Source organism: Caulobacter sp. P4_E5, assembly GCF_056401555.1.
In genome coordinates this window covers 1-22,616 of the sequence record NZ_JBFUJD010000041.1, presented here as the reverse complement: position 1 = coordinate 22,616, position 22,616 = coordinate 1, and the positions used below count along the sequence as shown (strand labels likewise).

The 22,616-nt window shown below is 67.8% G+C and carries 20 protein-coding genes; 13 read left to right on the top strand and 7 right to left on the bottom strand.

Annotated features, from left to right (window positions below):
* Position 1 precedes the first annotated feature (1 nt).
* Positions 2-1,597 carry an ABC transporter ATP-binding protein gene (locus AC1DSO_RS13970; RefSeq protein ID WP_477069392.1) on the top strand — a complete coding sequence of 532 codons (1,596 nt, stop codon included), beginning with the start codon at positions 2-4 and terminating at the stop codon, positions 1,595-1,597.
* On the opposite strand, the gene AC1DSO_RS13965 is transcribed toward AC1DSO_RS13970, so the two are convergent.
* Entirely contained in the window at positions 1,594-2,586 is a 993-nt protein-coding gene (locus AC1DSO_RS13965) for a P1 family peptidase (RefSeq protein WP_477069391.1), read from the bottom strand. The genes AC1DSO_RS13970 and AC1DSO_RS13965 overlap by 4 nt on opposite strands.
* Before the next feature lie 133 nt (positions 2,587-2,719).
* Between AC1DSO_RS13965 and AC1DSO_RS13960 the strand changes: the two genes are divergently transcribed.
* The 7 genes from AC1DSO_RS13960 (at position 2,720) to AC1DSO_RS13930 (ending at position 8,045) form a co-directional block, all read left to right on the top strand.
* The gene (locus AC1DSO_RS13960; protein ID WP_477069390.1) at positions 2,720-4,129 is read left to right on the top strand and encodes an amidase; all 1,410 of its coding nucleotides are present in this window, start codon (positions 2,720-2,722) and stop codon (positions 4,127-4,129) included.
* Entirely contained in the window at positions 4,104-4,667 is a 564-nt protein-coding gene (locus AC1DSO_RS13955) for a DcrB-related protein (protein ID WP_477069389.1), read from the top strand. The genes AC1DSO_RS13960 and AC1DSO_RS13955 overlap by 26 nt, the downstream gene beginning before the upstream one ends.
* Positions 4,668-4,698: 31 nt before the next feature.
* The gene (locus AC1DSO_RS13950; protein WP_477069388.1) at positions 4,699-6,006 is read left to right on the top strand and encodes an HNH endonuclease; all 1,308 of its coding nucleotides are present in this window, start codon (positions 4,699-4,701) and stop codon (positions 6,004-6,006) included.
* Between the two features lie 15 nt (positions 6,007-6,021).
* Complete coding sequence (locus AC1DSO_RS13945) at positions 6,022-6,489, top strand: SMI1/KNR4 family protein (RefSeq protein WP_477069387.1); 468 nt, start codon at positions 6,022-6,024, stop codon at positions 6,487-6,489.
* 219 nt (positions 6,490-6,708) lie between these two features.
* A complete protein-coding gene (locus AC1DSO_RS13940) occupies positions 6,709-7,230 on the top strand; it encodes a suppressor of fused domain protein (protein ID WP_477069386.1) in 522 nt (173 codons plus the stop codon).
* 42 nt (positions 7,231-7,272) lie between these two features.
* The gene (locus AC1DSO_RS13935; protein WP_477069385.1) at positions 7,273-7,716 is read left to right on the top strand and encodes an SMI1/KNR4 family protein; all 444 of its coding nucleotides are present in this window, start codon (positions 7,273-7,275) and stop codon (positions 7,714-7,716) included.
* Between the two features lie 38 nt (positions 7,717-7,754).
* Positions 7,755-8,045: a hypothetical protein gene (locus tag AC1DSO_RS13930; RefSeq protein WP_477069384.1), complete on the top strand. Its 291-nt coding sequence runs from the start codon at positions 7,755-7,757 to the stop codon at positions 8,043-8,045.
* On the opposite strand, the gene AC1DSO_RS13925 is transcribed toward AC1DSO_RS13930, so the two are convergent.
* The 3 genes from AC1DSO_RS13925 to AC1DSO_RS13915 all read right to left on the bottom strand — a co-directional run bounded on the left by AC1DSO_RS13925 (position 8,042) and on the right by AC1DSO_RS13915 (position 10,627).
* On the bottom strand, positions 8,042-8,560 hold the full coding sequence (locus tag AC1DSO_RS13925; RefSeq protein ID WP_047410981.1) for a hypothetical protein: 519 nt from the start codon (positions 8,558-8,560) through the stop codon (positions 8,042-8,044). The genes AC1DSO_RS13930 and AC1DSO_RS13925 overlap by 4 nt on opposite strands.
* 37 nt (positions 8,561-8,597) lie before the next feature.
* A complete protein-coding gene (locus tag AC1DSO_RS13920) occupies positions 8,598-9,218 on the bottom strand; it encodes a thioesterase domain-containing protein (protein ID WP_477069383.1) in 621 nt (206 codons plus the stop codon).
* Positions 9,219-9,400: 182 nt separating this feature from the next.
* On the bottom strand, positions 9,401-10,627 hold the full coding sequence (locus AC1DSO_RS13915) for a peptidoglycan DD-metalloendopeptidase family protein (protein ID WP_477069382.1): 1,227 nt from the start codon (positions 10,625-10,627) through the stop codon (positions 9,401-9,403).
* A 253-nt stretch (positions 10,628-10,880) separates the two neighbouring features.
* On the opposite strand from AC1DSO_RS13915, the gene tssK reads away from it, so the two are divergent.
* Genes tssK through AC1DSO_RS13890 form a run of 5 tightly spaced genes read left to right on the top strand, consistent with a single transcriptional unit; the run spans position 10,881 to position 18,327 of the window.
* On the top strand, positions 10,881-12,224 hold the full coding sequence (gene tssK, locus AC1DSO_RS13910; RefSeq protein ID WP_477069381.1) for a type VI secretion system baseplate subunit TssK: 1,344 nt from the start codon (positions 10,881-10,883) through the stop codon (positions 12,222-12,224).
* Positions 12,221-13,615 carry a type IVB secretion system protein IcmH/DotU gene (gene icmH, locus AC1DSO_RS13905; RefSeq protein WP_477069380.1) on the top strand — a complete coding sequence of 465 codons (1,395 nt, stop codon included), beginning with the start codon at positions 12,221-12,223 and terminating at the stop codon, positions 13,613-13,615. Before tssK ends, icmH begins: the two co-directional genes overlap by 4 nt.
* Positions 13,612-17,049 (top strand): type VI secretion system membrane subunit TssM, encoded by a 3,438-nt coding sequence (tssM, locus tag AC1DSO_RS13900; RefSeq protein ID WP_477069379.1) that lies wholly within the window; start codon positions 13,612-13,614, stop codon positions 17,047-17,049. Before icmH ends, tssM begins: the two co-directional genes overlap by 4 nt.
* Positions 17,046-17,594 carry a type VI secretion system-associated protein TagF gene (tagF, locus tag AC1DSO_RS13895; protein WP_477069378.1) on the top strand — a complete coding sequence of 183 codons (549 nt, stop codon included), beginning with the start codon at positions 17,046-17,048 and terminating at the stop codon, positions 17,592-17,594. Before tssM ends, tagF begins: the two co-directional genes overlap by 4 nt.
* Positions 17,587-18,327 carry a PP2C family protein-serine/threonine phosphatase gene (locus AC1DSO_RS13890; RefSeq protein WP_477069377.1) on the top strand — a complete coding sequence of 247 codons (741 nt, stop codon included), beginning with the start codon at positions 17,587-17,589 and terminating at the stop codon, positions 18,325-18,327. The genes tagF and AC1DSO_RS13890 overlap by 8 nt, the downstream gene beginning before the upstream one ends.
* Before the next feature lie 36 nt (positions 18,328-18,363).
* Here the strand turns inward: AC1DSO_RS13890 and tagH are convergent, their stop codons facing one another.
* The 3 genes from tagH to AC1DSO_RS13875 are packed head-to-tail and all read right to left on the bottom strand — an operon-like array spanning position 18,364 to position 22,279.
* Positions 18,364-19,752, bottom strand: coding sequence for a type VI secretion system-associated FHA domain protein TagH (gene tagH / locus AC1DSO_RS13885; RefSeq protein ID WP_477069376.1), 1,389 nt, complete (start codon positions 19,750-19,752; stop codon positions 18,364-18,366).
* Positions 19,749-20,306 (bottom strand): DUF6931 family protein, encoded by a 558-nt coding sequence (locus AC1DSO_RS13880; protein WP_477069375.1) that lies wholly within the window; start codon positions 20,304-20,306, stop codon positions 19,749-19,751. Before AC1DSO_RS13880 ends, tagH begins: the two co-directional genes overlap by 4 nt.
* An 8-nt stretch (positions 20,307-20,314) precedes the next feature.
* A complete protein-coding gene (locus AC1DSO_RS13875) occupies positions 20,315-22,279 on the bottom strand; it encodes a type VI secretion system Vgr family protein (RefSeq protein WP_477069374.1) in 1,965 nt (654 codons plus the stop codon).
* Positions 22,280-22,616: the final 337 nt, after the last annotated feature.

Sequence of the window (22,616 nt, the reverse complement as noted above, 5' to 3'; positions counted from 1 at the left end):
GATGGCCCTGCTGGCGATCGAGACCCTGAGCGTGACGATCGGCGACAGTCCGATCCTGCGCGACGTGTCCCTGACCTTGGAGCCCGGCCAGGTGCTGGGCGTCGTCGGCGAGTCCGGCTCGGGCAAATCAATGACCGCCCTGGCGGTCCTGGGTCTGCTGCCGCGCGACGCGAAGGCGTCGGGCGCGATCCGTTTCGAGGGCCAGGACCTCACCGGTTTGTCCGAGGCCCAGCTCTGTCGCGTGCGCGGAGCCCGGATCGGCATGGTCTTCCAGGAACCGATGACGGCCCTCAATCCCGTCATGACCATCGGCGACCAGGTGGCGGAGGTCGTGCGCCAGCATCGCGGCGGATCCCGGAGCCAGGCATTGGCGGCGGCGCGGCGGGCCCTGGATCGCGTCGGTCTGCCCGCCGACCGCTTCCCGCTAAACCGCTATCCGCACCAGCTGTCGGGCGGCCAGCGCCAGCGCGTGGCCATCGCCATCGCCATCGTCCTGTCGCCCCGCCTGATCATCGCCGACGAGCCGACCACGGCYCTGGACGTCACCACCCAGGCCCAGATCCTGGACCTGCTGCGCCAGCTGGTGCGCGAGGACGACGCGGCCTTGATCCTGGTCAGCCATGACCTGGCCGTGGTCGCCGGGATCGCCGATCACGTGGCGGTCATGAAGGACGGCGCGATCGTCGAACAGGGCCAGACCACCGCTCTGTTCGCAAACCTGACCCATCCCTACACCCGCGCCCTGGCCGTCGACGCCGCGCGCGTTCCGCTGAGGCGCGGCGGCCCCGACCTTTCCGCCCCGCCCGTGCTGGAAGCCAAGGCCGTCATCCGCGAGTATCCCGGTCCACGGCGCCTGCTGCGCGCCGGCCCCGCCTTCCGGGCGGTGTCCGAGGTCAGCCTGACGATCCAGCCGGGCGAGATCGTCGGTCTGGTCGGAGAGTCCGGGAGTGGCAAGTCCACCCTGTTGCGCACCCTGCTGGCCCTGGAGGCGCCGCAGGGCGGTCAGGTCGCGCTGGCCGGTCAGCCGTTTTCACCGGCCGCGCCCCGCGCGCTGCGCCGGCGCATCCAGGCGGTATTCCAGGATCCCAGCGGCAGCTTCGATCCGCGCTGGACGGTCGAGCGGCTGGTCGCCGAACCCCTGCACCTGCTCGACGCCAGACCCACGCCGGCCGAGCGCCGCGCCAGGGTGGAGAACGTCCTGCTCCAGGTCGGCTTGCCCGCCATGGTGGCCGACCGCTATCCGCACCAGTTCTCGGGCGGCCAGCGCCAACGGATCGCCATCGCCCGCGCCCTGATCGTGGAACCTTCGGTGGTCGTTCTGGACGAGGCCGTCTCGGCGCTCGACGTCATGGTCCGCGCCGAGATTTTGGATTTGCTGACGCGGCTCTCCGATGAACTGGGCCTGGCCTATCTGTTCGTCTCGCACGACATGGGCGTGGTGCGCGGTCTGACCGATCGGGTGCTGGTGATGCAGGGCGGCAAGATCATCGAAGAGGGCCTGACGGCGGAGGTCTTCGCAAACCCCCGGCATCCTTATACGGCCCAACTGATCGCCGCGACGCCGAGCCTCGAACGCGCCCTGGGGGTCCGCGCCTAGCCGGCCGCCAGATATACCGCGCGAGCGACGGCGCGGGCCAGGCAATCGCCGGCCGCGGAGCCGATCCTGGCGATCTGGTGTTGTCGTTCCTGGGCGGAGGTCAGGACGATCGCTCCGGAGGCGACCGCGAACACGACGTCGCCATCGAAGGGCGTATGGGCCGGCCGGATCGCCCGCGACAGGCCGTCCTGAGCCATGATCGCCACGCGTTTGCACTCGCCCGACGACAGGTCCGCGTTGACCGCGACAACGGCGAGGGTGGTGTTGGCCCCCGGCGTCAAACGCCCCTGCCCCGCCAATCGCGAGTCGTCAGGCATGGGGTCGACAGCCGCGGCCGGACTTTTGGGCGCGCGGCCGCCGAACTCGCCATCGATCTCGAACGGCCAGGCCCAGAACGTCTCGCCGTCGGGCATGTAGACGGAGCCGACCGGATTGACCGCGACCAGGGCGCCGACCATCAGACCCTCGCCCAGATCGAGCGAGGCCGAGCCTAGCCCGCCCTTGACCAAGCCCGCCCGGGCGCCGCGTCCCGCGCCGACCGAGCCAAGTTCGAAATCGCTCGACGCCGCGGCGAAGGCCTCTTGGCCCAGCCGCCGATAGGGCGGATCCACGCCCCAGGTTTTGTCGCCGCCATTGGCCAGATCATAGAGCACAGCCCCGGCCACGATCGGCGCGGTGGGCGCGCCGGGCCGGACCGCGAAACCCTCCCCAGCGTCCGACAGGGCCGCGGTGACGGCATCGGCCGCCCCCAGCCCGAAGACCGACCCGCCCGACAGCACCAGGCCGTGAGCCTTGGCATAGCCATTCTCCGGCGCCAGCGCCTCGCTTTCGCGCACGCCAGGCCCTCCGCCCCGCACGTCCACGCCCGCCCGCCACCCCCCCGGGCACAGCACGACGGTCGCGCCGCTGCGCACGGTCTCGTCCGTGGCGTTACCCACCGTGAGGCCTGGTACGTCGGTGATCAGATTGCGGGGCCCGGGGCGATACAAGGCAGTCACCTTCGAAGATTCGGCGTGCCGCTGCTTTTACCCGAGGCGGCCGCCCAGCGGGGTGGAAAACGGCTTCGCGCCGGCGCGAGCGACTGTAGGCTGCTCCGGTCGAGTCCCGCCTCCCGGAGTTCCCATGGCCGACCTGCCGGACCTGTCCGCCATCGAGTTGCTGAGACTCTATCGCGACCGGCGCGCCTCTCCCGTCGAGGTGATGACGGCGACCCTGTCCCGGGTCGAGGCCCTGGAGCCCCGGCTCAACGCCACCTGGGCGCTGGACCCCGACGCGGCCCTGAATGACGCCCGCGCGGCCGAGGCGCGCTGGGCCAGGGGCGAGCCGATGGGGCCGCTCGACGGCGTTCCGGTGACGGTCAAGGAGCTGATCGCGACCCAGGGCGTGGCCAAGCCCCTGGGCAGCGCGGCGACCGACCTGACGCCCGAACCCGCCGACGCGCCCCCGGCGGCGCGGCTGCGCGAGGCCGGAGCGGTGATCTTCTGCAAGACCACCTCGCCCGATTTCGGCATGCTGTCGTCGGGCTTGTCGAGCTTTCACAAGCTGTCGCGCAATCCCTGGGACACCAGCAAGACGCCCGGCGGCTCCAGCGCCGGGGCGAGCGCCGCCGCCGCGGCCGGCTACGGCCCGCTGCATCTGGGCACGGACATCGGCGGCTCGATCCGCCTGCCCGCCGGCTGGTGTGGCGTCTATGGACTCAAGCCCAGCAACGGCCGCGTCCCGATCGATCCGCCCTATATCGGCCGCGTCGCCGGACCGATGACCCGCACCGTCGTCGACGCGGCCCTTATGATGAGCGTGCTCAGCGCACCGGACTGGCGCGACCACATGAGCCTGCCACCGGCCGAGATCGACTGGCTCGATCTGGACTTCGATTTGAAAGGCCTGCGCATCGGCCTGATGCTGGACGCCGGCGCCGGAGCGCCCGCAGAGCCGGAGGTCATCGAAGCGGTGACCGCCGCGGCCCGTCTGCTGGAGGCCCAAGGCGCGATCGTCGAGACCTTCGCCCCCTTCCTAACGCGCGAAATGCTCGACGGCCTCGATCTCTTCTGGCGCGTCCGGTCGTGGAGCGACATCACCGCCCTGGCGCCGGACAAGGCCGAACGCATCCTGCCCTATATCGACGCGTGGGCGCGGGCGGCCAAGGACGCCGACGGCCTGTCGGTCTATCGCGGCTTCCATCAGATTCACCGGATGCGCGAGGCCGGCGCCAAGGCGTTCCAGCCCTACGACTTCGTGCTGTCCCCGACCGCGCCGATGCCGGCCTTCGCCGCGGACCTGCCCTCCCCGACCAACGATCCCAGTCGGCCGTTCGAGCACATCGGATTCACGGTCCCGTTCAACATGACCGAACAGCCGGCGGCCTCGATCAATTGCGGCTACACGGCCGAGGGCCTGCCCATCGGCTTGCAGATCGTCGGGCGACGGTTCGACGATCTGGGCGTGCTGCGGTTTTCACGAGCCTACGAGCTTTTGCGTCCGCCCCAACGTCCCTGGCCCCGACTTGATGATGAGGCAACGACGAAGACATGATCAGCCTTGCCGCGAGCGGGCTCTCCTCCTAGAACTTTTCGGCGATCAAATCACAGAGCACGCGCCAATGAAGTCTATTGATGGCAGCCCGCCAATGGTCAAGCTAGCAGCCGACCCGCCGCAGGGCTGGCATGACAAGACGATGATTGTATATAGCGCGCCCCATGAACCCGGGCGCGCCATGGCGCCGAACATGGTCATTTCTCGCGACGCCCTTCTCGAGGGCGAGTCCTTTCGCGAATATTGCAATCGCCAGATCGAGACCTTCCGATCCAATCTCCCGCAGTTCAACCGCGAGAGCGAGGGTTACGGCCGCAGCCACGAGCGGGACGCGTTCCAGATCCAGTTCACCTGGCGCTCGGCCGCCGGCCTGCTGCGCCAGCGGGTCTTCTTCATCGCCACCGGAACCCAGGTCGTCGTGAACTATGCGGTGACCGCCGCGGCGGATGATTTCGCCGCCTATGAGCCCGCCTTCGAGCGCGGTCTGGCCTCGTTGCGCATCGACGCGCCGCCGGCTGCCGCGGCCGGAATGCACTGATGCCCACGCGCCGCTGGAGCCGGATGACCGCATGAGCCAAATGCCCGCCGCGCGCCTGGGTGACGACGTCGCCCACAGTCAGGCCGGACTCGGCATGCTGCTGGGCGTGCTGGGCGGCGTGGTGGCGGGCGCGGTCCTGGTGGGCGCGACGATCGCCACCGGCGGCGCGGCCCTGGCCGTGGTGGCGGCGGTCGGCGGCGCGGCGGGCCTGACCTCGTTCGGCGGGCTGGCGGGCATGAACATCGGCGCGGCCATGATGGGCCCGCCCACCGGCAAGTTCGTGGTCGGYTCGCCCAACGTTCTGATCAACAGCCGCCCGGCGACCCTGACCTTCGTGTCCATGGCGGTCTGCATCAAGGAAGCCGGCGTGCCAATCCCGCTGGCGACCGGCTCCTCGACCGTGTTCATCAACATCGGCATGGCCGGCCGCGAGGGCGAGAAGCTGGGCTGCAGCGCCGTGTCGGTGAAGATGACCTCGCCGAACGTGCTGATCGGCGGCGAGAGCGCTCAAGATCCGCGCGTCGAGATCAAGCCCGAGGTGCCGGAGTGGGCGGTGACGGCGCTGCAGGTGCTGGGTGTCGCCGGGGCGATCCTGGCTCTCCCCTTCGCCATAGCGACGGTCGGCGTGGCGGCGACGATCGGCGGCGCGGTGCTCGGCTACTACGGAGGCAAGTACGGAGGCGAGGCCGGCAGAGCCCTGGGCGAGGCGTTGGGCATGTCCGAGGCCGGCAAACGGGCCATGGAGGCCGGCGGCCAGTTCCTGGGCGGCATGATCGGCGGCGCGGCCGGCGTGAAGGGCGTGCGCGCTTTCAACAGCCGCTACCAGGTCGTCGTGCACCCCAATCGCCTGGGCTCGAACCTCGGCAATGTCAGCGTCGTGCGTCGTCCGCCCAACGTCCGTAACCCCAACGGCACGATCAACATGACCCGGGCGTCGAAGCAGTACGCCAAGGTCGTCAATTCGAACAAGCCATGGAAGTGGCGCGAGAGCTTCCAGGGCAAGATCACCAACGCCGAGCGCGCCCAGATCAAGCAGGGCGCCATCGACCGCGGGCTGATCTCCAAGGTCGAGCTCAAGCCCGGAACCCGCTATGCCGACTTCCAGAAGGCGGGCCTGGTCAAGAAGGTCGACAACCTGCCGCAAAACCTGTGGAAGAGCTCGGACGCCAAGCAGTTCAGCTACCTGGATTCGCGCATTCCTGGCGGACGTCCCGCCGGCACGACCTGGCACCATACGGAAACGCCTGGGCGCATGGAGCTAGTGCCTTTCGGCCAGCACAATACTATCAGCCATATCGGCGGACGCTCGCCCGGTCACTGGGCGCACGGACCGCGCTAACAACGGAAAAGGTGTATGGAATTCGATCCAGCTTCCATCATTCCGCCCCCACCGCCGGGGCACCTCGAGGCGCTCGAGGACTACTACGACATCAAGCTTCCTGACGACTACAAGCGGTTTGTCGTCACCCATAACGGCGCCGTTCCGCTGACCACCCGCTTCGACGTCGCGGGGCTGGAGCGGATGGTCGAACGTTTCCTGCCCGTCATCCAGGACGCGGAAGACCATCCGCTGGGCTGGCTGGAGCTGGAGGTCGTGGCTTCGCAGCTCGACTCGCGCCTGACCGACGACGAGGATGGCGAGAACATCAACCTGATCCCGATCGCCGCGCTGTTCGCCGGCAACTTCGTGGTGCTGGACTACCGAAAGGGTCCGGAAAATCCGACGATCGGTTTCTGGGATCACGAGGCCTCGGAAGACTTCGCGCCGGCCGTGACGACGGTGGCGCGCTCGTTCAGCGAGTTTCTCTCGATCCTGAGGTGATGGCGCGTTGCTGGATGGTCCCGGCAAAGCGTGGCGACGGAGCAGTTTTCGCCGTCCAGCGGAACTGCTCCGCTTGCGTGCGGCCCGTTCTGACTATCGCATCGCCCTCTAGCATCATGCGACCCGAGCGCGCGGCGTCGCCTTTCCAAGTCGCTTCAGCGAGGGATCATGGCGGTTTCGGAAGATAACAAAGCTCTCGCCCGCTACCTGAGGGACGTCATGCAAGCCGCCCCAATCATCACCAAATATTGGGACGACGTCCGCGCGAGCGACATCGACATCATGATCGTCAGGGACGCCCCCGCCGACGCCGTGACGACTTACGCGAGCCTTGGCCTGTCCGACGCCAGCACCGGCCTTACCATCGGCGACAAGACATTGGGCGTCGAGATCCTGCTACCGATGGCCAGCTCGTGCGCGCAGGGCGCCAACATGATCGCCACCTGTGGCTTCAGCATCAAGAAGGGCGAGATCACGCCCACGCCGGGCGCCATCATCCCCCGGGTCCTGGAGCTCTATGGCGACGGTCGCAACATGAAGCACGCCATGCTGATCGCCCCGTTCGTCTGGGACTTGGAAACACAGACCTTTCCCAACAAGACCGTTGCCTGGCTGCAGGTCCTGCCGATTTCCGACGCGGAGCGGGACCATGCGCTGGCGAACGGTCCAGAAGCCCTGGAGGACCTGTTCGAGGACCACCAGATTGACGTCTTCGACATCGATCGCCCCAGCGTCCTTTGAAACCCCGAAGACGCTATTTGTAACGCGCGCGCGAGATCGAGAATGGTGGCGTTCAGCAGAACCCGACCGCCGCTCACCCAAGCCGACCTGGCGTCGGTCGAGAGGCGGTTAGGCGTCATCCTGCCCGCGGATCTCAAGGACCATTATCTGCGCCACAACGGCGGAAGGCCGGCTCCTCGCTTCTTCGAAAAGAATGACGAGTGGTATGGCGTTCATTACTTTCTGCCGATGGCCAATGGCGATGCTGGAGACAGCTTCGAAGCGAGCTACAGCAGCCTCGTTCTCGACAATCCCCTGTTCCCCGCCGGCGTCATTCCGTTCGCGGTCGACGAGGGCGGTGACTACTTCGTCTACAGCGTCAGGCCGGAGTCTTACGGCCATATCCTGTTCGTCCAGTCCGACTATTTCGAAGAACCGGATCGGTACCTTGTGTTCCTGAGTCCCAACCTGGCGAGCTTCCTCGATGCGCTCGCCGAAGAACCCTAGTCACCGCTGGTCGCCCCCCACGCCCTTCAGGAACTGAAATGCCGGATTTCTTCTATGTCGAACCGGAGGTCGCCGGCGGGCTGGGCGCCCTGCCGTTCGCGGACAATGGCGGCGGGGAATGGCTGGTCTACGGCGACGGTCAGCAGGGTCGCGGCGTCTCTCTGGTCGACACGGGATCCCTGGCCCTGGACGAATACGCCCCCTGGCTCTGCCGCGACCTGACCGAGCTGCTGAGCGAGGCCGCCAGCGCCGACCAAGTGTTCAAATCCGATCCAATCGACGAGGCCGACCTCGGCGCTCCGTTCTACACGGACCCGCCTGCGCTTTAGGCCGGCAGGAAACGGTCGGCCGACGTCACCAGCTTGTCGGTCGGCGTCGGGCCAGAGATCAGCGACGTCAGCCACGGGTCCGGGTTGCGCCCCGTGTCGACGACCGGGATCACCAGCTGGATGGAGCCACCGGCGTAGGACCGACGAGTCTGACGCCAGCCCTTGTCCTGAGCGGCGGCCGAGACCTTGGGCTGGAACTTGGTCGCGCCCCAGCAGGCCGGAACGGCCTGGCCGCGCGGCACGTCCATGAACCAGACCAGCCCCTTGTCGCCCCAGTCGTCGCAGACGGCCCAGCGTTGGCTGACCTCCTTGACCAGGTGCTTGCCCGAGGGGCCGGCGGAGAGGATCTCGGCCACTTCGCTGCCGTACAGCCAGAATCGGCCAAGACGTCCATTCACGCCCCGCCCACTATCGCTGAACCGCACCAGACGGATCGGTCCCGCGATGGTGGTGAAGCGGAAGAAGCCGCCCTCGAACGACTGGGCTTCCTGGACACTGATGTCGAAAGGACTCAAGGGCCTGCTCCCTGGAGAAGATCGCGATTTCGCGGGACTAGACTTTCAAGGTGACGGCGACGCCCTGCGATTGAAGTTGGCCGTTCATCCATTCGGCCACGGCCAGGGCGCAGGCCCGGTCACCGACCACGTCGGCCCAAGGCACGCCGCCGGCCGCGCCATGGGTGCCGACAAACTTCTTTTCCTCGAGGATCCCGTCGCCATCGAGCCAGCGGCCGGTGTTGTAGAAGTAGAACCGCGACTTGACCGGATTGCGGACCCAAAAGCCCAAGCTGCGCGCCGTGCGGGCGTGGGCGACGAAGTCGACATTGTCTGGGATAGTCTGCGAAAGGCCCAGTTCGCTGGTCTGCATGTCGACCGCGTCGAACAGGAACATCGCCTTGACGCGCTTGCCTTGCGCCTTGAGCCGCTTGGCAGCGACGATGGCGGTGCACCCGCCACGGCTGTAGCCCACCAGCATCAAGGGCCCCGAACCGCCCTGGGCCGCGCCGACGGCGCGGTCGGCGATTTGCGACACCTCCTTGCCGGTCAGGGACGGCCCGCGGAAGTAGGCGCTTCCGACGACTTGCCTGGCGATCTGACTGGGGAAGGAGTTCCCCATCTCCTTGGCGTACTCCTTGTCGTCGCTCGGTCCCGTTCCATCGATGATGACGATCATACTCTCTCTCGCTGGCCAGAGGTCGCCGGAGCCTAGCGTCAGCACTCGCCTTACTCAATACACTCCACCACCCTTTGTTGTAATTTTCAGAAAGTCCTTTTTCTTCAACCAGATGATGTCAGAACAGTTACAGCAGAGCTTACGCACGATATTTCGCGATAGCCTTGGAACCATTCCAAGGCTTAGCCGTTTTGAGCCGCCCGCAGACCGTCAATCCTGTCGCGCTCCCGCCTGAAGGCGGCCAAAGCTTGACCATTGAGCGTACGCCCCTGACTCGTCTGGAAACCCATGGGATCGACCTGAACGCCCTGAACGATGACCTCGTAGTGAAGATGCGGGCCCGACGAGAGGCCGGTATTGCCAGAGAAGGCGACCGGCTGCCCCTGACGCACTGCCGCCCCGACCACCACGCCGGGGGCGAAGCGCGAGAGGTGAGCATAGGCGGTCTCGAGATTGGCCTTGTGGCGTATGCGCACGAAGTTGCCGTGGCCGCCATGCGGACCCACGAAATCCACCACGCCATCGCCCGAGGCATAGACGGTGGTCCCCACCGGCACGGCGAAGTCGGTGCCCTTGTGGAGGCGGGTATAGCCCAGCACCGGATGCACCCTCGGCCCGAAGCTGGAGGTGATGCGCGCGCCCTCCACCGGCGTCCGCATCAGCCCGCGCACCACGCTGACGCCGTTGCCGTCGAACCAACTGGGCCGGGCGTCGCCGGGCGGCTGGAAGGCGTAGAGCGCCCGCGACTTGGCGCTGGTCTGCAGCGAGACATAGACGAGACGCTCGCTGCCGACGACCGCGCCATCGCCATCGACCTGCCGCTCGAATGCGGCTTCGAAGATGTCGCCCGGCTTGATTTCGCGCTGGAAGTCGAAGTCGAAGGCGAACGCCGCGGCGAAATCGTCGATCAGCGAGTCACGCACACCGGCCGCGACGGCCGACGAGTAGAAGCTGTTGGCGTCCATCTCGCCCCGCACGACCTTGATCTCCAGAGTCCGGTTGGACGAGAGCGGCTCGGCGTCCACCGCCCGTGAGCCGTCGCCTCGCAACATCACCCCCGATCCGTCCGTCCGCCGCAGTTCGATACTGTCGACGAGGCCCGGCTGGCCCGATCGAAGCCGCAGCGACACCCGAAGCTCGCCAGGCTTGGCGTCCAGCTTCTCGTTGGCCGCCAAGCCCAGGCGGATCGCACGATCCATGCTGACCCCCTCCGCGACGAGCGCGGACGCCAGGTCCTGAACGCGCGCGATGGAGAAGGTGCGGCGCAAGCCCTCTGGCGGCTGTGGGGCGGCGACGACCGGGGGAGGCGCCGAGGGTTTGGCGGGCGCGCGCCACAGGCGCCAGCCGACGCCTCCCGCCAGCGCCAGGACGACCACCGCTCCAGCGCCAAAAAGCATAAGACGGCTCATGGTCAAGCTTGACCGTGACAAGCTTGACCGTTCCCGGATCATTTTCGAATGCGCACCAGTCTTTCTGACCCAGCTTCGCGGATCGAAGGACGGCTCGTCTTCTGAACGGCGATGCATCCGCTTCTCTTTGCTTGCGTTTCCCGAAGCATAGCTGTGCGGGGCGTGCGAACCAGGGTCTATTGCTGGGAATACGGCTTCCGTAGCTCTACCGACTAGTGTTTAAGTGCAACCCCCAGGGGAACGAGGGAAGCGTATGCAGAGCGACAGCCGCGTCGCGTGGCGCGAGGGTCTATTCCTTCGGCAACAGCACTTCCAACAGCAGGACCGCTATCTGGAGGCGCTGATCACGGCCCGGGCGAACAGCCTGCGCCCCTATCCGTGGGGGGTGTCGCAACTGAAGATCAACGCCGACATGGCGGCCCTGGGCAAGTTCGCGGTCGAATCGCTGTCGGGGGTGCTGCCGGACGGCCTGCCCTTTTCGATCCCCGGTGACCTGCCGCCGCCACCGCCGCTCGACATCCCCGCCGACGCCCGGGACGCCATCGTCTACCTCACCCTCCCCGCCCGCCAGGCCGGCGCGGTCGAGTTCAAGGGACGGGACGAGCGCGACACCGCCGCCGTCCGCTATCTGGTCGACGAAGAGGACGTCACCGACGCCTTCTCCGAGGAGCGCGGCCAGGAGCCCATCGAGGTGGCGCGCCCCAACCTCGCCTTCGGCGTGACCCAGGACCAGACCTATGGCCGCGTCCTGCTGGGACTGGCGCGGATTCGCGAAGTGCACAACGGCGCGCTGGTGTTCGACGATCGCTACATTCCGTCCGCCCTCGACATCCAGGCCAGCCGCCGGCTGGCGGGCTTCCTGACCGACATCATCGGTCGAGCGTCCCAGCGCGTGGACGAACTGGCGCTGCGCGCGGTCGAGGCCACCGATGGCGGGGCCGAAACCTTCGCCAGCTTCCTGCTGCTGCAGGCGCTGAATCGCTGGACACCCCAGCTTCGCCATCTGGACGCCCTGCCCGGCGTTCATCCGGAGCGCCTGTACGAAACGTTCTTGGGCATGGCGGGCGAGCTGGCCACCCTGACTCGGCCGGATCGGCGCCCGCCGCCGTTTCCCGCCTATGTCCACGAGAAGCTGCAGCCGACCTTCGAGCCCGTCTTCGAGGCTCTGCAGGCGGCGCTTTCGGCGGTGTTCGACCGCTCGGCGATCCAGCTGCCGCTGCAGATGGCGGGGCTGGGCGCTTACACCTCACGCATCACCGACCACAATCTCTACAAGACCGGCTACTTCTACCTGGCCGTCAACGCCCGCGCGTCTCTGGACGATATCCGCGGTCGCTTCCCGTCCATGGCCAAGATCGGCGCGGTCCAGAAGATGCGCGAGATCGTCGACTCCGCCCTGCCCGGCGTGCCGCTCCGCCATACGCCCACGCCGCCGCCGCAGCTGCGGGTGATCCCGGGCTACGTCTACTTCGAACTCGATCGCTCGGTCCCCGACTGGCGGGACTTCGCCAGCGCCGCGGCGCTGGGCCTGCACGTGGCCGGAGACTGGCCGGATCTTAAGCTCGAGCTCTGGTGCGTGAAGGGAACCGGCCGATGAGCGACAGCGACGACCCGAAGAATCCGAACAAGACGGTATTCCGGCCGTCGCCGCTACAAAATCTCCGCACGCCGGGCGCGCCGCCCTCGCCGTCGCCGTCACCGGCTTTCACCCCTGCCTATTCCGGCGACTTTTCCTCGCCCCCCGCCCCACCGCCGCGGCGCCGCACCGCCAGCGACGACGACATCCCTCTGCCGCCGCCGGCTGGACGAGCCCGCAACCCGATGATGATGGCGGCCGCGCCGCTGTTGTCGCTGATCATCGGCGTCCGATCGGGACGCGTAAGACTCGACCTGCCCGAACTGCACCAGAAGGCCTCGACCGAGGTGGCGGCCTTCGACAAGGCCCTGCATGCGGCGAACTATGACGCCGAGACCCGGCAACGCGCCCTCTACGCGGTTTGCGCCACGGTCGACGACGTCGCCCAGAACCTGCCGGGCCAGACCGCCGACGGCGCCGAATGGGCGCGCCGAAGCATGGTCGTCCAGGTGTTCACCGAGAATATCGGCGGCGATCGCTTCTGGCGCCTGCTGGAGGACATGCTGGCGCGCCCCGCCCAGTTCGCCGACCTGATCGAGCTCTACCACGCCTGCCTCGCCGCCGGATTCGAGGGGCGCTATCGCGTCTCGCCCGACGGCAAGCGCCAGCTCCATGAGATCATGGCCAGCTGCTACGCGGCGCTGGATCATGTCCGCGCGCTTTCACAAACCGAACTGACGCCGCGCTGGCGCGGACACCCGACGCCCGCGACCAGGGTCGGCTTTTGGGCGATCCTGGCCCTGGCCGGCGCGATCGCGCTCGGCGTCCTGCTGGTGGCGTTCATCCTGTTCCGCGTGATGCTGATGCAGACCGGGCAGCCGTCGTTGGCGGCCCTGAAGGCCATCAATCCCGAGCAGCCGCTGCGCATGTCCCGCCTCGCCGCACCGCCGCCGGCGCAGACCAGCACCCAGCTGCAACGCATCCAGGGCTTCCTCGCGCCGGAGATCGCCCAGCACCTGGTCACGGTCGAGCAAGACAGTCAGTCCATCCGCGTGCGCACCACGATCGGCACGCTGTTCAAGTCGGGCTCGGACAAGCTCGAACCCAACGCCGACAAGCTGTTCGCTCGGATCGGCGCTGCTGTCGAAGCCGAGCGCGGCGCGGTGCGGGTCGAAGGCCATGCCGACACCGATCGGCTGACCAGCATCACCTTCCCCGACAACTTCGCGCTGTCGAAGGCTCGCGCCGACGCCGCCGCCGGGGTCGTTCGCGACCAGCTGACCGACAAGGCGCGCGTCAGCACCGAGGGCTTCGGCGACAGCCAGCCGATCGCCCCTAACGCCACGGCGGCCGGCAAAGCCCTGAACCGCCGCGTCGAAATCGTCATTCCGCGTGGTGAACAGGCGCCATGAAGCGTTTCTTCCTGAACTGGTGGCTGCTGACCGGGCTGGCCGCGATCCTGATTGCCGTCCTGCTGGCCCTGGTGCTGCCGCTGGTGGCGCCGTTCCTTCGGCCGTGGTGGGTGCGGCTGCTGCTGCTCCTGACGGTCGCCATCGTCTGGGGCGTCTTCGCGACGTTGCGCGTTCTTCGCGCCCGCAGGGCGTCGGCGGCGATCGCCGAACAGCTGGCCGCGCCGTCGCCTGGCGACGCCGAGGCCGAGGCGCTTTCGGGCCGGATGCGCTCGGCCCTGGCCAAGCTGAAGACCGTGGCCGGCGAGCGGCGCGACTATCTCTACGCCCGCCCCTGGTACGTGATCATCGGTCCGCCGGGCGCGGGCAAGACCACCGCCTTGCTGAAGTCGGGCGTGCGCCTTCCGTTCGCTGACGCGGCGCTGAAGGGCGTGGGCGGCACTCGGAATCTCGACTTCTGGTTCGCCGACGAGGCGGTGCTGGTCGACACCGCCGGCCGCTACACCACCCAAACCTCTGACGCGTCTGTCGACCAGAAGGGCTGGGAGAGCTTCCTGGGCCTGCTGCGCCGTACGCGACCGTTGCAGCCGATCAACGGCGTGCTGGTCGCCATCGGCCTCGACGAGATCCTGAACACCGACCGCGCGGGACTGGACGACCACGCCACCGCCGTACGCCGGCGGCTGGCCGAGCTGCGGCGGGTGCTCGAGGTCTCGGCGCCGGTCTATGTGCTGTTCACCAAGGCCGACCTGCTGGCCGGGTTTGGTGAGTTCTTCGAGGATCTCGACGTCGAAGGCCGCCGCGCGGTGCTCGGCGCCAGCCTGGCGCTGGACCAGCCCTACGACCTGGAAGGGCTGCTGGGCGAGTTCGACGCCGTGGTGCAGGCGCTGTCCGACCGGGTCGCCAAGCGATTGCAGGAAGAGACCGATCCGCATCGGCGCAGCCTGATCCTCGGCTTCCCGGCCCAGGTCGCCTCGCTACGCGCGCGCCTTGCCCGCTTCCTCGACGGAGCCTTGATCGCCGACCAGGACACGCCGGCCAAGCTGCGCGGCTTCTATTTCACCAGCGGGGTGCAGGAAGGCGCACCCCTGGACCGCATCCTCGGTGACGTCGCGGCTGTGTACGACGCGCCGGTCCAGTCGCGTCCCGGCCAGAGCGGACGGGCGTATTTCCTCAACCGCCTCCTGAAGGAGGTGATCTTCGCCGAAGCGGGGCTGGTGCAGGCCTCGCCCCAGGCGCGGGCGCGGCGGCGAACCGCCCTGATCGCCGGCGTCAGCGCCGTCGCCGTCGTGTCGGTCGCGGTTCTCGCCCTCTGGTCCGTCAGCTATGCGCGCAACCGCGCCCTGCAGGACAGGCTGCTGACCGGCGCGCAGAACATCAGCGCCGAGGTGCGTGAGACCGGCGTCGACCTGGTCGAGGTGCGCGATGGCGACCCCGACCTTGAGCAGGCCTTGTCCCTGATCCGGGCGTTGCGCGAACTGCCGCGCGGTTACGGCGACCAGGCCAAGGGCGGCGCGCCGCTGATGATGCGCTGGGGCCTGTTCCAAGGCGGTCACGCCAAGGCCGCCAAGCAGGCCTATCTCGACTCTCTGCAACGCATCCTGCTGCCGCGCCTGCTGCTGCGGCTCGAGCGCTACATGCAGGAACACGCCCAGGAGCCGCTCAAGCTCTACGAACCGTTGAAGGTCTACCTGATGTTGGGGGGCCTGGGTCCGCTTGACGCCAAGGCGGTCAAGGCCTGGGTGAGCGACGATTGGGAAGAGACCGTGCTGCCGGGCGCCGACCGGGCCGAGGTGCGCGCGGAATTGTCCCGACACCTGGACGCCATGCTGGCCGACCCTCAGCTCGGCCGGGTCTGGCCAGGGCGGGAAGCGCCGCTGGACGGCGCTCTGATCGACTCGACGCGCGCGGCGGTCCAGACTCTGTCCCTGGCCGACCGAGCCTATGCCATTCTCCGCCAGAAGGCCGCGGCGAGCGACCAGGCCGATTGGCGCGCCGACACGGTGCTGGCCAGCGGCGACCGTCAGGCCTTTCTGAACGGCGAGGCCGTGCTGCAGTCGACCGTGCCCTATTTCTTCACCCGCGCGGGCTTCGAGCGGGCCTATCAAACCGGCCTGCAGACCGTCGCTTCAGACCTGGAAAAGGATCTCTGGGTGATGGGCGACGACGCCAACAAGACGGCGATCCGCAGCCAGATCGCCCAAGTCAGGCCGGGCGTGGCGGCGCTCTACGCCAAGGAGTACATCGCCGCCTGGGACGGCGTAGTCCAGAACCTCAAGCCCGCCGACTACTTCTCCAATCCGAGCGCCCTGGGCGCCTTCACGCGCACCCCCTCCCCTTTGAAGGTGCTGCTGCTGGAAGTGCGCAAGAACACGAGCTTCGGCAAGCCGCCGCCGATCCGCGCGCCCAGCAAGCTCAAGGCGGCGGCGAAGATCGTCGGGGCCACCGTGCTGGATGCCGGCGGTGTCGACGCCGGCAAGACCATCTCCAACTACTTCAAGCCGCTCGCTGACTATGTCGGCGACGGCAAGGGCGCCGCGCCGATCGACGAGTTCCTGGCCGCGGTCAAGCAGGCCGCCTCAGCCAACATGGCCGCGGGCGTCGCTGGCGGCGGACTGGGCGGCGTCTCCGCCCAGGGCCAGCTGGCCTCGGCCCTCGGACAGGTCGCCACCGCCGGCGTCGTCGCCCCGCCGCAACTGCAGGGCTTCGTCGCCGAAGCCACCCGCACCGGCAAGGGCGCGGCCGTGTCGTCGGCCCAGAACGCCATCGCCCAGGAGTACGCCGCCAACCTGGCGGGCGCCTGCCGGAGCGTCAGCGAGAACCGTTATCCGTTCTACGGCGCGGCGCGGAACGACGGCACGGCGGGCGAGATGCTGCAGGTCTTTGGCCTCAACGGCCAGTTCGACAGCCTGGTCCGCGATCGCCTCCAGCCGCTACTGGTCACCTCGGGACCGATCTGGCGCTGGCGCGCCGAGGACCCGATCGCGGCCACCTTCGATCCGACCAGCGCCGAGCAGTTCCAGAAAGCCGCCCAGGTTCGCGACCTACTGACCTCCGGCCTGCCGATCAAGGTCGAGGCCGCTGGCTTTGGCGGCGCGGTCACCGCCGCGGAGTTCTCGGCCGGCGGAACCACCTATCGGTTCGAACCGAGCACCGTCGGCGCCAAGCCGGTGATGTGGTCGATCTCGAGCCTGCCGGAGGCTCATCTCATTCTCTATTCGGGGACCAAGGAGCTACGGCGCTTCGAAGCCCAGGGCCCTTGGGCGCTGTTCCACTTGATGGACGCGGCGCAGAAGGAGAACGCGGGTCCGACCGTGGTCAAGGCGACCTTCGGCCAAGGCTCCCAGTACTTCTCGTTGAAGGTCAATCTGCCGTCCGACAAGAACCCGTTCGGGCGCGGCGGTCTGTGGTCATTCCGATGCCCGGCGAAGCTGTGACCGCCCCGCGCGCCTTCGCGTTCGGCAAGCTGCCGACCCATGGCGACTTCGTCGCGCGAGGCTTGACGCCGGATGCGCGCGAGGCCTGGGACGCCTGGTCGAGCGCAGGCCTGGAAGCCGCCCGCGAAGCGCTTGGCGTCGCGTTCGAAGCCCACCACGACGCCGCCCCGCCTGTACGCTTCACCTTCGGTCCCGGGGCGTTCGGATCGGGATGGAGCACCGGTGCGCTGACCGCCTCGATCGATACCGCGGGTCGGCGCTTCGTTCTGATTCTGGGCGTCCACACCGACGAAGCACCGTCGGAAAGCGAGCGGATCGCCGAGGCGGCGGAGCAAGAGATCTACCGCGCGTTCGAAACCGCCGCTGACGTCGACGCGATGGTGGCCAACGCGCAAAATGTCTTTCACACTATGGAATCAGAGCCCGAGCCGGACGCGCACGGACGCTTCTGGCGGCCGGACTCGCCCTTCGACATCTCCGCCGGCCAACCGCCCGCCGATCTGATTGCTCGGGCCTTGACGATAGAGGGAGCCGTCCATGGATGACGGGAGTTTGCGGATCCGCGACGCCATTCTGACCCATCCCGGCAAGGTGCGGAGCGACAACGAGGACCATGTGCTCGCGCGCCCCGAAGAAGGGCTGTGGGCGGTCGCCGACGGCATGGGCGGGCACGCCAACGGCAAGTGGTCGTCGAGAACGATCGTCAACGCCCTGGAAGCGGCCACGCTGCCCGCCGATTTCGACGCCGCGTCGAGCGCGGCGGCAGCGGCGGTGCACAAGGCCAACGAGCGGATCTGGCTGAAGGCCGGCGGCCAGCCCATGGGCTCGACCGTCGTGGTCCTGCTGCTGCGCGAGCGACGCTTCGCGGTGTTCTGGGCGGGCGACAGTCGTTGCTACCTCCTGCGCGCGGGCAAGCTTTACCAGCTCACGGTCGATCACTCGCAGGTGCAGGAGATGGTCGCGTCGGGGCGGCTCACCGCCGAGGAGGCCGAAAACCATCCCATGGCCCACGTGCTGTCGCGCGCCGTCGGGGTCGGGCCTCAGCTGGAGCTGGACGCGGTGTCGGACGAAGCCAAGGTCGGCGATGTCTTCCTGGTCTGTAGCGACGGTCTGACCCGGGTGATCCCGGACGATGAATTGGCGACGATCCTGGCCAAGGGCAATCCTGGCGCCTCGGCCGACAGCCTGGTCGCCACATGCCTGGAGCGCGGCGCGCCCGACAATGTCAGCGTCGCCGTGGTGGCGTGCGACGAGACGACATTGCTGGCGTTGGCCTGACCCGGAGCCTGATCGACGTCGAGATGTTCTTGGCGATCAGGCCCGAGGGGGTCTGGCTTTCATCTCGGCGGCGGTGCGCTCGTAAGCCTCGCGGAATTCCTTGGCGAAGACTTCCATGAAGGCTTCGTCCGAACCGCGCGTGACGCCTTCGAACTCGCGCTCGTAGGCCTGCCAGAGCGCCGCGGCGCGAGCGCCGGGCACGATCTTGGCCAGCAAGCCCTTGTTCTCCGCCCGCGCGCGGATCGCCGAGGGCGAGAACCGATCCAAGGTCGACGCCAAAGCGCCCTGCATCGCCATCAAGGTCGCCATCTGGTGGGCCTGGAGATCGCGAAAAGCGTCCTCGACGGCGCGGTCCGAGGGCATGAAGCCGCGGTCCGGGCGATTGAGCATCTGCGCCAGGGCGCGTTCGGCCGATCGCGTGAACTTCAACGGATTGTTGCCGTCGAACTCCAGGGCCGTGCCCTGAGCGCCCAGTTGCGCCTTGGCCCTGGCCCGGGCCTCCAGCATCACCACGAGGCCGCCCATCAGGCGTCGCAGAAGCCCGCCAGCGGTCGCCAGCACTTGCTGCGGAGAATCCCCGAGATCCTCCGGCCGCAGGCCCGAGCCTCCGAGGAAGGCATTCCATTCGGCGCTGGCCGTGGAGGGGCGCGGTTCGGGCGCGCGCGCTCGCGGCGGCGGAGCGGGCGGCGCCGTTCCGGTCGTCGGGGCGGGCGGCGGAGCGCTCCAGGCGGCCGCCGCGCTCGATGGCGCGAAAGTTGGCGGCGTAGCGGCTGGAGCCGGCGCGAATCCCCGGTCCCAGTCGACCTCGTTGGTCTGCGCCAGCCGCCCCCAAACGTCGTCGGCCGACGGCGCGGCGGGCGCCCGCGGCTCGCTGGACCAGGCCGAAGGCGGCGGCGCCTCGGGCGATGCGGGCGTCCAGGCCGAGGTGGGCTCCGGCTGGGATCGCACGCGCGGCGCGGCCCAGGCGCCCGCGGCGGCGCCCTGCCCGGTGATCGCCGCCTTCGGCGCGGGCTGATCCCAACGGCCGGGCTCGCCGGCCGTTTCGCGCGCGCCGTGACTGTCCCAACCCCTCCAGGCGACCGGCTCGGGGACCGGATCATTGGCCGGGGCCTGATCCAGATGCGCCTCGATCTCGTAGTGCCCAATCAGGATGACGTCGCCGTCGTCGATGCGGTGCGGCGCGGACAGCCGCGCGGTCGAGTGATTGACGAAGGTGCCGTTGGTGCTGCGATCGACCAGCACATATGCGCCATCGTGGTACTCGATCTCGCAATGGGCCGAGGAAATGTAGCTGCGCGGGTCGGGCAGACACCAGTCCATGTGCGGCGAACGGCCGATGCGCGCACCGTGCCGATCGAGGGCCAGCCGCGCGGCCTCGCCGTTGTCGAGCCGTTCCAGAGACCTGATGGTAAGCACGAGGGTCATGAACGTCCGTCTTCGTTGCCGACGGCCAGAGCCTCGCCGAGAGCGAGCGCCGCGCGCAAGCCCTCATGACGTCGACCGCTACGCGTGGCCGCGGTCAGCACCGCGCCGGCGGCGAACTTGCCAGCCGTGTCCTTCGGCGCCAGCAGCGGCTCCAAGTCGGCCGGCGCGATTGATCCACCCGAGAAGAACACCGCCAGGGCGCACATCCGCTGGGGACTGGTTCCGCTGGCCTTCGCGGCGGCGTCGAAGGCCGCCCGCCGCCGGTTGTCGCTGGGGTCGGTCAGCCACCGCAAAGCCGCGTCCAGCGCTTCCGCATCCTGCGCCGCGAGATTGGCGGGGGCGAGGTCGCGGACGGTCTGGACGGCCCAGGCGACCACCTCGTAGCGCGGCAAGGCCTGGCCCAGGAACATCGCCGCGTCGTCGTCCCGGCCCTGTTCCAGCAACCGGTCGAAGAAGCTTTCAGGCGGCTGCGTGTCGTGCTCGGACGCGGGCCATCCCAGGATCGCGGTGATTTGGCCCGCCTCGGTCCAACGAACCTGTTTCCAGCGCTTCATTACAGGTCCTAGTTGATCTTAACGACGCTGCCCGTGATCGTGGTCCCGCCCGAGCCGTCGACCTCCGTCATGGTTCCCAAGACCCTCTGCAGCGTCGTGGCCTGGCTGACGATGGTCAGCGAATTCAAGGTTATCGTCGAAGGATCCATGACGATCGAACTGGACCCGACCTTCAACGTGATGCTCGTGGCAGCTTCGATGGTCACCATGCCCTTGTCCACCTTCACCGAATAGTCGCCCGATCGGATCGTGGTCGAATCGTTCTGCTCGACCGTCGTCGTGCGGTTGCCCTGGCTGACCTCGTGGGTCTGATTGCCGGTCTCGACGGTCGTGGTCTCGTGGCGCTTGATCGCCGTCACCCGGTCGCGACCGACTCGCGTGGCGCGATCACGCTGCACCGACAGGCTGTCGTCCAGCAGCACCTCACGCACCATGGCGCGCTGGGCGTGGACGTAGATCTCCTCGGCCCCGCCCTTGTCCTCCAGGCGGATCTCGTTGAATCCCACGCTGTTGGGCGCCGGCGTCTTCTCGGCGCCCGAATAGTCGCCCAGGCGGCCGACCGTTTGGGTCTTCCAGAGCGACCGCGTCTTCTGCGTGGGCAGGTCGTAGGCGTGCTTGCGCTGGCCGTTGTAGACACGCCCGGTGATGATCGGCCGGTCTGGATCACCGTTCAGGAAATCGACGATCACTTCCTGGCCGACGCGCGGATGGTCGACATTGCCGAAGCCCTCGCCGGCGGCATGGTGCGAGACCCGCATCCAGCATGAGGTCTTGCCCGGCTGGTCCGGCGAGCGATCCCAGTGGAACCGCACCTTCACGCGTCCCCATTCGTCGACATAGATCACCTCGCCCGGTGGTCCGGTCACCGTAGCGGTCTCGACCCCGGTGGAGACTGGCTTGGTCGCGTTCAGCGCCGGTCGAAACAGGGTGTCGCCCGGAATGGCCACGACGTTCACCCGTCGCGCCTGACGGTCGTCGCCGCTGCGATGGCTCTCGGCCTCGATCACGTGGTTAAGGCCGGTGATCAGATATTCCTGGTTGAAGCGGTCGACCCCGGCCTCGGTCAACGTGAACAGGCCGCCGCAGGCCAGGCCCAGCACGTCACCGCCGCCGGTGTAGAGCCGGCGCGGGGCTCGACTGGCGGCGAGCCGCGCTTGCCCCCTCGCCTCGCCTTCGGACTGCTCGGTGAAGTCACCGAGATACTCGTAGACCTCCAGCGCATCGCCAGGATGCTGCCCCGCGCCCTTGGCGACCGCCTCGACCGGGTTCTGGGGCTTGGTGAAATCGAAGCTGCGCAGGGTGACGGTGGCCTGGCTGACCGAGCTGACCCGCTCGTTCCAGTCCGACAGGGTGTCGGGCGTGGTCGCCTCGTCGCCCGACACGGGCAGGAAGCGGATGGATTCGTAGCCCGGCGCGGGCTGGTGCGCCGACTTGCCGTCGCAGAGCACCAGCTTGTGGGCGGCCTCTTCGTGGCGGAAATAGTAGTAGACCCCCTCGTCCTCGAAAAGGCGCGAGAGGAAATTGAAGTCGCTCTCCTTGTACTGGACGCAGTATTCCCGCGGCTTGTACGCGCCCGTCAGTTTGTCGAACTCGACGTCCTTCATCCCCGCGTCCGCGAAGACCTGTTTGGCGATGTCGATGACGCTTTTGTCCTGGAAGATCCGGTAGTTCAGGTTCTGATCCAGCAGCGCGAACCAGGGCTTCACCGTCAGGCGATAGTGAGCGCCGCTGATGTCCACCTTGGTCAGGACCGCATCCGCCAACAACCCATGGAAGTAGCGGACGTGGTCCATCTCGTCGCCCACATCGAACGATACGGGCTTGCCGATGTGCGGCAGGAAATCGATCTCGTCGACGGAAAACCCTTCTGCGACAATAACAAAGGGTTCGCTTAGACGTTCTATCGCTTCGAAACGCTCAAGGTTAAGCTTAGCCGTACCGAGAGCGACAGATATGGCCGCCTGCCGATCCATTAATCGCTCCTGTTACTAAGCTCTACCATACGACGGTCCGACGATTGCAACTAGGTGTAGCCGTTAAATTTCAAATCTCAACCAGATGCACTTGCCAAATCCGTTTGTTCGGCCACACTCCGCGCCGTCCTTCGACCCCAAGCCTCGCAGCCCGAGGTTGCAGTCGGACCTCTGTAAAAAGCTGAGACGGCTTCACACATGGCGCTTGATCTTGGTCGACTGCTGGCGCCGGTATCCGACGAGGATCCGACCGGCCCCGACCTGGCCTACGACCCGGCGCGATACGAGATCGAGCAAGCGTTCGAGACCGAGGTCTCGATCGACGCCTCGGGTGTCG

What these genes read in the sequence shown, in the direction of transcription:
- AC1DSO_RS13960 (WP_477069390.1), top strand. Translation starts at nt 2,720, where the DNA reads ATGGCCGACCTGCCGGACCTGTCCGCCATCGAGTTGCTGAGACTCTAT.
- AC1DSO_RS13915 (WP_477069382.1), bottom strand. Translation starts at nt 10,627, where the DNA reads ATGAGCCGTCTTATGCTTTTTGGCGCTGGAGCGGTGGTCGTCCTGGCG.
- AC1DSO_RS13920 (WP_477069383.1), bottom strand. Translation starts at nt 9,218, where the DNA reads ATGATCGTCATCATCGATGGAACGGGACCGAGCGACGACAAGGAGTAC.
- AC1DSO_RS13940 (WP_477069386.1), top strand. Translation starts at nt 6,709, where the DNA reads ATGCAAGCCGCCCCAATCATCACCAAATATTGGGACGACGTCCGCGCG.
- tagH (WP_477069376.1), bottom strand. Translation starts at nt 19,752, where the DNA reads ATGACCCTCGTGCTTACCATCAGGTCTCTGGAACGGCTCGACAACGGC.
- AC1DSO_RS13890 (WP_477069377.1), top strand. Translation starts at nt 17,587, where the DNA reads ATGGATGACGGGAGTTTGCGGATCCGCGACGCCATTCTGACCCATCCC.
- tssM (WP_477069379.1), top strand. Translation starts at nt 13,612, where the DNA reads ATGAAGCGTTTCTTCCTGAACTGGTGGCTGCTGACCGGGCTGGCCGCG.
- tssK (WP_477069381.1), top strand. Translation starts at nt 10,881, where the DNA reads ATGCAGAGCGACAGCCGCGTCGCGTGGCGCGAGGGTCTATTCCTTCGG.
- AC1DSO_RS13880 (WP_477069375.1), bottom strand. Translation starts at nt 20,306, where the DNA reads ATGAAGCGCTGGAAACAGGTTCGTTGGACCGAGGCGGGCCAAATCACC.
- AC1DSO_RS13875 (WP_477069374.1), bottom strand. Translation starts at nt 22,279, where the DNA reads ATGGATCGGCAGGCGGCCATATCTGTCGCTCTCGGTACGGCTAAGCTT.
- AC1DSO_RS13935 (WP_477069385.1), top strand. Translation starts at nt 7,273, where the DNA reads ATGGTGGCGTTCAGCAGAACCCGACCGCCGCTCACCCAAGCCGACCTG.
- icmH (WP_477069380.1), top strand. Translation starts at nt 12,221, where the DNA reads ATGAGCGACAGCGACGACCCGAAGAATCCGAACAAGACGGTATTCCGG.
- AC1DSO_RS13955 (WP_477069389.1), top strand. Translation starts at nt 4,104, where the DNA reads ATGATGAGGCAACGACGAAGACATGATCAGCCTTGCCGCGAGCGGGCT.
- AC1DSO_RS13930 (WP_477069384.1), top strand. Translation starts at nt 7,755, where the DNA reads ATGCCGGATTTCTTCTATGTCGAACCGGAGGTCGCCGGCGGGCTGGGC.
- AC1DSO_RS13945 (WP_477069387.1), top strand. Translation starts at nt 6,022, where the DNA reads ATGGAATTCGATCCAGCTTCCATCATTCCGCCCCCACCGCCGGGGCAC.